The 10,918-nt window shown below is 66.1% G+C and carries 2 protein-coding genes; both read right to left on the bottom strand.

From position 1 onward, the window contains the following. Positions 1 to 7,572: type I polyketide synthase (locus tag IVB48_RS32490; protein ID WP_247406531.1), on the bottom strand; the 7,572-nt coding region annotated here is incomplete at its 3' end. Between the two features lie 15 nt (positions 7,573 to 7,587). Beyond that, positions 7,588 to 10,914: an SDR family NAD(P)-dependent oxidoreductase gene (locus tag IVB48_RS32495; protein ID WP_346659021.1), complete on the bottom strand. Its 3,327-nt coding sequence runs from the start codon at positions 10,912 to 10,914 to the stop codon at positions 7,588 to 7,590. Between the last annotated feature and the right edge of the window lie 4 nt (positions 10,915 to 10,918).

Genomic DNA, 10,918 nt, shown 5'->3' on the forward strand with positions numbered 1-10,918 from the left:
GTCGCCAAGCCAGCCCGCTTCCGACAACGACAACCGCCCCGTCAGCAGGAACCCATCGCTCTCCGCAAGCGGCGTCGCCGCTCCCAGCAGCGGATGCGAGGCCTCCGACAACCCCATCGTCGCAACGTCACCGCTCGGCTTCTCTTCCTCAAACCAGTAACGCTGACGCTGGAATGCATAGGTCGGCAGCGAGGCAACTGGCGCCTTCGCGCTTGCGCCGGCGACCTTCGCCCAGTCGACACCAACACCATGCACGTGCAGCGCGCCGATCGCAGCGCACAGCGCTTCGCTGCCGTCACGGCCGCGACGTTGCGTCGCCACTACTTGCGTTGCTGAACCTTCCGACAGGCAGCCCGCGGTCAGCCCCGTCAAAATGCCGTCCGGACCAAGCTCGAGGCTCGTCCGCACGCCCTGGGCCTCCAGCACATGTACGCCATCAAGGAAGCGCACCGGACTGCGCACCTGGCGCACCCAGTACTCCGGGCTGCAGAGCTCATCCCTGGTCGCCAGCCGTCCCGTCACATTGCTCACGATCGGCAGACGCGGCGTGCCGAAGGTGACGGACGCCAGCACCTTGCCTAACGCCTCCAGCATCGGCTCCATGCGCTGCGAATGGAACGCGTGGCTCACCTGCAGACGGCTGGTCCGACGGCCTTGGCCCTTGAACCGCTCCGCCAGCGCCAGCACGGCGGCTTCATCGCCGGAGATCACCGTCGAGCGCGGCCCGTTCAGCCCGGCGATCTCGACACCGTCTGCGAGCAGCGGCAGCACTTCCGCTTCGCTGGCCTCGATCGCCACCATGGCGCCGCCAGCAGGCATCGACTGCATCAGGCGGCCGCGCGCGGCGACCACGCGGCAGGCATCCCTCAGCGACCACACGCCCGCGACATGCGCGGCACTGAGTTCGCCGATCGAATGACCGAGCAGAATATCGGGCTCGATGCCCCACTGTTCGAGCTGGCGGAACAGCGCCACTTCAACCGCAAACAGAGCGGGCTGTGCGTAAGCCGTCTCGTCCAGCTTTGCCGCCTCCGCGGAGCCTTCATCCGCAAACATCACACTGCGCAGCGGCAGATCCAGAAGTTCGTCAAAATGACTGCAGGCTTGTTCGAATGCGGCGCGGAACGCCGCACAGCTCTCCAGCAGCGCCCGGCCCATGCCGATCTGCTGCGCGCCCTGACCCGTGAACAGGAACGCCAGCTTGCCGGGCTCACCCCTGGCCTCTCCAACCGACACCGTCGCATGCGGGCGGCCTTCGGCCAGCGCACGCAGTGCCTCCACGGCCTCTCCCGCATTCCGCACCGAGACCGCGGTGCGAGAAGCAAAATGCGTCCGGTGCAACGCTGCCGTCGCAACCACGGAACTGAAGTCGATCTCAGAATGCTGCGACAGCCATTCTCCGTACCGGCCTGCCTGTGCACGAAGCGCGGCTTCGTCGCGGCCGGATACCAGCAGCGGAATCAACAGTGATGGCGAAGACGCTTCGTCTCCGGCCGCCGCGCCGTTCGTCTTCCCGCTGACAGGATCGGAGCGCGCCGGCGCCTCCTCGATCACGACATGCGCATTCGTCCCGCTCAGTCCAAACGCGCTGACGCCCGCGCGCCGAGGCCGCGCCACATCACGCGGCCAGGCCGTCAGTTGATCCACCACCTCGACCTTCAGTCGCTCCCAATCCAAATGTGGATTGAGCGGTCGACAATGCAATGTGGGCGGCAATGCTTCCGCCTCGAAGCTGGCCAGCATCTTGATCACCCCGACCAAGCCCGCCGCCGCTTCCAGATGTCCGACGTTCGTCTTCACGGCTCCGAGTTTCACTCGCCCAAGATCCTCAGGCCGCGCCTGGCCATACACCGCGTGTAACGCCTGGACTTCAATGGGATCGCCCAGCGACGTTCCCGTTCCATGGCACTCGACGACATCGACGTCGGCCGCATCCAGACGCGCATCGGCCAAAGCAGCCCGCAGCGTTTTCTGTTGCGCAATTCCGTTCGGCACGGTGAGACCCGAGCTTGCACCGTCGTGGTTCACCGCCGTTCCGCGCACCACGCCTAATATCCGCTTCCCCTGTGCCTGCGCATCTTCCAGCCGCATCATCGCCACGACTGCGGCACCCTCGCCACGGCCGTACCCGTCAGCTGCATCGGAAAACGTCTTGCTCCGACCATCGGACGCCAGCGCGCGCGTCTGCGACAACACCACGAACGCTTCCGGACTCGACGCCACCTGCACGCCGCCCACGATTGCCAGATCGCACCGTCCCGATCGCAAATGCTCCGCGCCGAGATGCAGCGCGACCAACGCCGACGAACATGCCGTATCCACGGCCATGACCGGACCTTGCACTCCCAAATGGTAAGCAAGCCGCCCCGCAGAGAATGCCGCGCCTCCACCTGTCGCGGCGTAGGCGTCTGCTTCCTCCAGTTTGAAACCTCGGGTCTGATATTCGTTGGGTCCGATACCGATGAACAACCCGGCCGTCGATTCAGCCAGAGATTTCGGCACGATCCCGGCATCCTCGAGCGCTGACCACGTGACTTCAAGCAACAACCGATGCTGCGGATCGATCTGCGTTGCTTCGCGCGGCGAGATGCCGAAGAAGCCCGCGTCAAATCCTGCTACATCGTTCAGTAACGAGGCCTCCTTGACGTAGGATGTGCCTCGATGTTCAGGATCCGGATCATAATAGGTTGCACGGTCGAAACGCTCTTGAGGAATGGGTCCCAACGTATCCACGCCCGACGACAACACCTGCCAAAAGCTCGCCAAATCTTCAGCGCCGCCTGGAAAACGCAGCCCCACGCCGATGATCGCTAGCGCCCCTGTCACCTCGACATGACGCACGACCGCAGCCGTCTCAACCTTTCTTGAGTCGTCCGCCAGCTCCAGAGCCTCCAAGACCCATTCGCTCACCGCCTTCAGGTTGGGATGATCGAACGCAAGTGTCGCCGGCACCGACAGGCCGATTTGCCTTGAAAGTCGGTTTCGAACCTCCACCGCCATCAGGGAGTCCATACCCAGATCGGCGAACCCGACCTCGGATCCCAACGTCAGTGGCTCGTTGACCCCTAGCACCACGGCGACGAGATCCCGCACCAGCGAGAGTAGTCGACTGCGGCGCTCGCGACCGCTCAGCGTTTGCAGTTCAGTCTTCAAATTATGCGCATGACCATTTGCGCTTTCCACGCCGGATGCTGCCTGCGAGGCGCGCATCTCGGGGAGTTCGCTCAGAAGGGGACTGGAGCGGCCCGCTAATTCCCTCATGCGGGACCAGTCGACATCAAAGACCGCCAGTTCCTCTCGACCTTCCTGCAAGGCTCGCTCAAGTCCCAACAGACAGAGCTCTGGCTTCATGTAGGAAGCACCGCGACGACGAAGCTGCGTCTCCGCGTCCGGAGCCGCAGCCATTCCCCCATCTGCCCATGCGCCCCAGTGCACGATCGTCGCTGGAAGTCCCTTGGAACGTCGCAGGTGGACCAGACCCGTCAGCCCGGCATTCGCCGCGCTATAAGCAGACTGACCATAATTGCCCAGAAACCCGGCGGCCGATCCGTACAACACGAACGATATGAGTTCGCTGCCCCAGCGTTGCACCGAGTCATGCAGCGCCCAGGCACCGCCGACTTTGCCTCCTTGTTCTTCCTCGATCGCCTCTAGCGTCAATTCGTTCAGCGGGACGTCCACCACGTCGCCGGCGAGGTGGAAAATGTGGCGCAGTGCAGGCCTGCTGGCGTCACCGGATGTCAGCTCGCGCACGAGAGCGTCGACAGCGACGTTGTCGCCGACGTCGCACTCCCTCACCTCCGCGCGACACCCCTTGCCTGCGAGTGCCGTCACCAGATCCGCCGCTCCTGGCGCTTGTTCGCCACGTCGCGACGTCAGGATGAGATGCTGCGTGCCTCGCTCAGCCAGCCAGTGGCACAGGACCGATCCCAGCGATCCAGTGCCGCCGGTGATGAGTATTGTCCCTTGCGGGTCCCATTTTCTCGCAGCAGGCTCCGAGATCCGCGACGGCGCGTGGTGCAGCTTTCGCGTCCACAATTCTTGACCCCTCAGCGCAAACTCCTCGCCCGCCGAATACGGCTCGGCGGACAGGAACATGGCCGCCATCCGCCGCATTGTGAGGTCGTCGGCAGGCCCTAGGTCTGCTAGCCCACCAAAGCAGTTTGGGAGCTCTAAGTTCAGCGTTCTGCCGAGCCCCCACAATGCTTGCAGGTAGGGCGCTGTCGGCACATCGTCGCCTCTAATCCGTAGAGCGTGAGACGTACACAGCCACAGGCGCATTCCCGAAGTGTCATTTCGCCGACTGATTGCCTGTGCGAGCGTCACAGCTTCGCAGGTCGCTCGCAGCCAAGGTTTTTCTTTCGCCACAGAGCTACCTGGCGGTAACTCTCCCGCCAGGTACACGACCGCGCGCGGCAAGAGAGCGTCTGCACCGCCTGCGTCTGCTTGCAGTCGGGCCGTTGCCTCGTTCGCTGTGAGACACTCGACGACTGTACCTTGCGCGCGAAGGATCTCTTGCAGCCGCTCCAGGCGAGCCACGTCGGGCCACTGGCCGCTTACAAGCCAGCAGATACCGCCGGTGATTTCAGACGATGCCGAGGCGCTTACCCTCTGCCAGAGGTCCTCGTAGCACCACCCATCGACTGTCGTCTCCGCTCCCGTCTGCTCATACCAGTTGTTCAGGGCCGGCAAGAGCGCCGACAGATGCTCGCGTGGTCCATCCTTCGGAAGCTGCAGGAGCTGCTCGACGCGCTCCGCGCTGCCACTCTGCACCGCCTCCCAAAAACGGGCATCAACACCATTTTTCGATTCAACCGGGCTCGCCTTCTCTGCCTCCAGCCAGTAACGCTGACGCTGGAATGCATAGGTCGGCAGCGAGGCAACTGGCAGCTTGGCGAGATCGCCGGCCGCCTTCGCCCAGTCGACACCAACCCCGTGAACATGCAGGGTACCCAGTGCACCGCGTAGCGCCTCGGTGCCGTCGCGCCCGCGACGTTGCGCCGCCACCACCTGCATTGGCGATGCTTCCGACAGGCAGCCCGCCGCAAGCCCCGTCAAAATCCCGTCCGGACCAAGCTCGAGGCTTGCCCGCACGCCCTGGGCCTCCAGCACATGCACGCCATCAAGGAAGCGCACCGGACTGCGCACCTGGCGCACCCAGTACTCCGGGCTGCAGAGCTCATCCCTGGTCGCCAGCCGTCCCGTCACATTGCTCACGATCGGCAGACGCGGCGTGCCGAAGGTGACGGACGCCAGCACCTTGCCTAACGCCTCCAGCATCGGCTCCATGCGCTGCGAATGGAACGCGTGGCTCACCTGCAGACGGCTGGTCCGACGGCCTTGGCCCTTGAACCGCTCCGCCAGCGCCAGCACGGCGGCTTCATCGCCGGAGATCACCGTCGAGCGCGGCCCGTTCAGCCCGGCGATCTCGACACCGTCTGCGAGCAGCGGCAGCACTTCCGCTTCGCTGGCCTCGATCGCCACCATGGCGCCGCCAGCAGGCATCGACTGCATCAGGCGGCCGCGCGCGGCGACCACGCGGCAGGCATCCCTCAGCGACCACACGCCCGCGACATGCGCGGCACTGAGTTCGCCGATCGAATGACCGAGCAGAATATCGGGCTCGATGCCCCACTGTTCGAGCTGGCGGAACAGCGCCACTTCAACCGCAAACAGAGCGGGCTGTGCGTAAGCCGTCTCGTCCAGCTTTGCCGCCTCCGCGGAGCCTTCATCCGCAAACATCACACTGCGCAGCGGCAGATCCAGAAGTTCGTCAAAATGACTGCAGGCTTGTTCGAATGCGGCGCGGAACGCCGCACAGCTCTCCAGCAGCGCCCGGCCCATGCCGATCTGCTGCGCGCCCTGACCCGTGAACAGGAACGCCAGCTTGCCGGGCTCACCCCTGGCCTCTCCAACCGACACCGTCGCATGCGGGCGGCCTTCGGCCAGCGCACGCAGTGCCTCCACGGCCTCTCCCGCATTCCGCACCGAGACCGCGGTGCGAGAAGCAAAATGCGTCCGGTGCAACGCTGCCGTCGCAACCACGGAACTGAAGTCGATCTCAGAATGCTGCGACAGCCATTCTCCGTACCGGCCTGCCTGTGCACGAAGCGCGGCTTCGTCGCGGCCGGATACCAGCAGCGGAATCAACAGTGATGGCGAAGACGCTTCGTCTGCATCTCTGCTGCGAGCTGTGGAGCGCGCCGGCGCCTCCTCGATCACGACATGCGCATTCGTCCCGCTGATGCCGAACGAGGACACACCCGCACGGCGCACATGGGCGGCCTCACGGGGCCACGCACGCGCCTGCTGCAGCAGCGACAGCCCGCTGCCCTCCCACTCGATCTGCCGGCTCGGATGCTCCGCATGCAGCGTCTTCGGCAGAACCTCGTGACGGAGCGCAAGCACCATCTTCATCACGCCGAGGACGCCGGCCGCGGCCTGCGTGTGCCCGAGGTTCGACTTCGACGAGCCCAGCCACAGCGGACGATCCGCCCGTCGGGTCGGACCGAACACCGCAGCCAGGGCTCCCGCCTCGATCGGATCGCCAAGACTGGTCCCGGTGCCGTGCGCCTCGATCACATCGATCTCGTCGGGGCTCACGCCGCTCGCAGACAAGGCCGCACGGACCACACGCTGCTGGCTCGGACCGTTCGGCGCCGTCAGACCCTGGCTCCGGCCATCCTGGTTCACCGCAGAGCCCCGGATCAGCGCTAAAATCTCGTCGCCGTCCCGCTCCGCGTCCGACTGCCGCTTCAGCACCAGCACGCCGCAGCCCTCGCTCCAACCGGCGCCATTGGCGGTCGCTGAGAACGCCTTGCAGCGGCCGTCGGGCGCCATGCCGTTGTCAGGTCCCAGCGCCACCAGCGTCGAGGGCGTCGACATCACGGTCACGCCGCCGGCCAACGCCAGATCGCACTCGCCCCGCCGCAGCGCCGCGCACGCCAGATGCAGCGCTGTCAGCGACGACGAGCACGCCGTATCCACCGTCATCGCCGGACCCTCGAGGCCCAGCACATAGGAGACGCGGCCCGCCAGCACGCTCGACGTCGTGCCCGTCGCCGTCCACATCGTCATCGCTTCAGGCGAGCGCGTGCCGTAGTCGCCAGCCATCGCGCCGAGATAGACGCCGGTCCGGCTCTCGCTCAGCCCCTCCGGTTGCAGGCCCGCCCGCTCCAGCGCCTCCCACACCGCTTCCAGCGTCAAACGCTGCTGCGGGTCCATCTCCACCGCCTCGCGCGGCGCGATGCCGAAGAAGCCCGCGTCGAACTCCGCAACCGCGTCGATAAAGCCGCCTTGTTGCGTCAGCCCGCCCGTGACCACTTCCAGCCGCCGCAGCAAATCCCGGCTCCAGCGCTCCGGCAGCGGCCCAACGCCGTCGCCACCACGCTCCAGCAGTGACCAGTAACTCTCAGGCCCCGTCAGGCCGCCAGGACCGCGGCAGCTCATCCCCACAATCGCGATCGGCTCAGAAGAGGCGTTCTCCACCGCTTCCAGAGACGACTTCAGATCCCGAATCTTGTGAAGACTCTGGCGAAGAGCGTTTTTGAGATCCTGAACTTCTTGATTCATTTGCTGCATGTCTTTTCAGAGCAATTCGGACGCGATACTGAGCAAAGAGTCCGTTTCCGCATCATCAATATGCGCGGCCAATTCATCGTCGCTTGCACGCCGAGACGTATCGTTCGGCTGCATCATAAGACGCTCAAGAAGGCCCGATTTCCGAAGGGCTTCGATAGAAACGCCTCGTAGCTTCCGGCGGATTTGCTCATCCGCCCAGATCGACGGAGCTACCTTGACATTGTCGAGTTCGAGCTTCTCCAGCAGCAGGCGCGCCATGGCGCGCGCAGTCGGATAGTCGAAGGCGAACGTGGCCGGCAGCTTGGCACTGATGCGCCCCGACAGACGGTTGCGCAGCTCGACCGCCATCAGCGAGTCGAGCCCAAGATCCTTGAGTGGCTGGTCGGCTGGCACCGATGCGCCTCCTGGTGAAGCCAGGGCCGCTGCGATCTCCTCCTGCGCCAACTCCACAAGGACTGCCAGACGTTCCGCATCGCTCGCCATCGACGCAAGCCGCGACCGCAGACTGTTGGTGTCGCCGCTCGCGGCTGCCGAGGCCCGCCGCAATCCGCTGCGGACGAGGCCGCGGTACAGCGCCGGCACATCGTCACCGAACTGGCGCTGCATGGCGCCGACGTCCAGATGGATCGGGACCAGCATCGCCTCGGGCTGCGATTGTGCCGCATCCAGCAGCGATAGCCCGAGCTGCAGCGACAGCGCCTGCACGCCCTGCCGGCGCATCCGCATCAGCTCGGCCCGGCCCAGATGCGCCGTCATGCCGACGCCGCGCTGCTCCCACAGGCCCCACAACAGGCTCTGTCCGGCCAGCCCGCGATGCCGCCGCTCCGCCGCGAGTGCATCCAGGAACACGTTCGCCGCCGCGTAGTTCGCTTGCCCCGGACTGCCGAGCGCCGCCACCGACGAGAACAGCACGAACGCCGCCAGATCCAGCTCCGCCGTCAGTTCGTGCAGGTGCCAGGCGCCATCGAGCTTCGGTCGCAGCACACGCTCCAGCCGCTCCATGGTGAGCGCCGGCACGATGCCGTCGTCCAGCAATGCCGCAAGATGGAACACGCCCGTCAGCGGACGCTCCGGCGCGATGGCACTCAATATGCTGCTGACAGCGGCACGATCGGAGACGTCGCAGCTTGCAACTTCAACCGTCTGCGCGCCGAGCGCCTGTAGCTCGATGATCAGCTCGCTCGCACCGGGCGCGGACATGCCGCGACGCGACGTCAGCAGCAGATGACGCACGCCATGCTGGCTCACCAGATGCCGCGCGACCTCGCTGCCGAGCTCGCCCGCGCCGCCCGTGATCAGCACCGTGCCGTCTTCTGCAAGACGCCGCGGCAGCTGCACCACCTGCTTGCCGACATGCCGACCCTGCGCCATCTGCCGCAGCGCCGCCGGCATCTGCCGCACATCGTAGGCAACATAGGGCAGCGGTTTGAGCACGCCGTCTGCGAACAGGCCCATGATCTGCTTCAGAAGCGCCGGCATCTGCTCCGTCGCCAGCACGAACGCATGGTAGCTCACGCCCCGGTATTTTTGTGCGATCGAATCCGCCTCACGCCCGTCGGCGATCCCCATCTCCAGGAAGCGGCCGCCCCGCGGCAGCAGCCGCAGCGAGGCATCGACGAACTCGCCCGTCAGCGCATTGAGGACGATATCGACGCCCTCGCCCTTGGTCGCAGACCGGAACTGCGTCTCGAAGCTCAAATCACGCGAGTTGGCGATATGCCGCCCGTCGAGTCCCATCCGTTCCAGCACCGGCCATTTGCCGGGGCTCGCCGTGCCATACACCTCCGCCCCAAAATGCCGGCACAGCTGCACCGCCGCCATCCCGACGCCGCCGGCCGCCGCATGCACCAGGACGCGATCGCCGGACTTGATTTGGCCGAGCTCCTGCAGCGCATACAGCGCCGTCAGATAGGCCAGCGGGATCGTCGCCGCCTCAGCGAATGACATCCCCGCCGGGATCTTCGCCAGCAGTTCCGCCTTCGTCACCGCGCGGGTGCCAAAGCAGCCGCGGCCGCAGCCGAACACGCGGTCGCCAATTGCGAGCGAGGTCACATCCGCGCCGACCGCCTCCACCACGCCGGCAAACTCGAACCCGATGCCGGGGGACGCAATCTGGCCCAGCGTGATCAACACGTCGCGGAAGTTCATGCCGGCCGCGCGCACGCAGACCCGGACTTCATGTGCTGCCAGCGGCTCCGACAGCTCGGCCGCCGCCACCAGGCTGACGCCGTCGAGACGGCCGGCATCGGTGACCACGACGCGATAATCCTGTGTGGCCGCCGGCGCCTGCAATGTGCCCGCGCCAGTGCGCGCCAGCCGCGGCGCCAGCACTGCACCATGCCGCAGCGCCAGCTCAGGCTCCGACGTCGTCGACGTCAGCTTGCCCAGCAACGAGACACCCGCAATATCCGTATCCAGATCTATGAGCTGCAGCCGCCGGTCCGGATGCTCCGCCCGCGCGCTCCGCACCAGGCCCCACAGCGGCGCCCGCGACAGTCCGCTCGCGCCTTCATCCGGACCCGTCGCCACCGCACCACGCGTCAGCCAAGTCACGGCCGTCTCGTTCAGCCGCGCTTCGCCCAGAATGCCCTGCAGCTCGGCGAGACCACGTTCCGCCGTCGCATGCGTTGCCGCAAGCACGCTGCCGCCAGGTTCAGCCGGATCTGACAGATGGTCGAACACGAGCTGAGTCGGGATCGCGCCGCCTTCGTCGAGAAGCGCCACGAGGACCGCAACACTCTCAAAATGATCAAGTCCCAGAGCCGCCGCAAGCTTGCCGTCGCCGCCCACAATCAGCGGTGCCGCCTCAGACACAGCTTTGTCTTGCCCGGCCTCGCTCAAGGCGACCGCGCGCCACTCCAGACGGTACAGATGCTGCGCCTCGCCGCGCGAGGCCTCCCGGATCTGCGCTTCGCTCGCTTGCTTCAGCCGCAAGCCCCCGACATGCGCAACAACGCGGCCGTGTCCGTCCGCAAGCTGCAGATGCGCCAGCGCCTCGCCCTCGCCGCTGCGTTCCACCGACGCCCGGATCCGCAGCTCACGCGCACCGGTCGCTGCCAGCGACACCTCGGACCATTCAAACGGCAGCAGCAGCGGAGCGTCAGCACCGCCATCGAGGTCCGCACCCGCCACCCGGTCGAAGCTCAGCACATGCAACGCACTGTCCAGCAGCGCCGGATGCAGGCCATACTCGTCCGCCGTCGGCCACAGCGCCTCCGCAAGCACCGCCCGCCCATACACCGCTTCGCCAACCCGCCACGCCTCGACCAGACCCTGGAACATCGGCCCGTAGCCGTAGCCCCGCGCCTGCAGCCGCGCATAATGACCGGTCAGATCG

Origin of the sequence: Bradyrhizobium sp. 76, from assembly GCF_023073025.1 — a bacterium.
Taxonomy (GTDB): Bacteria; Pseudomonadota; Alphaproteobacteria; order Rhizobiales; family Xanthobacteraceae; genus Bradyrhizobium.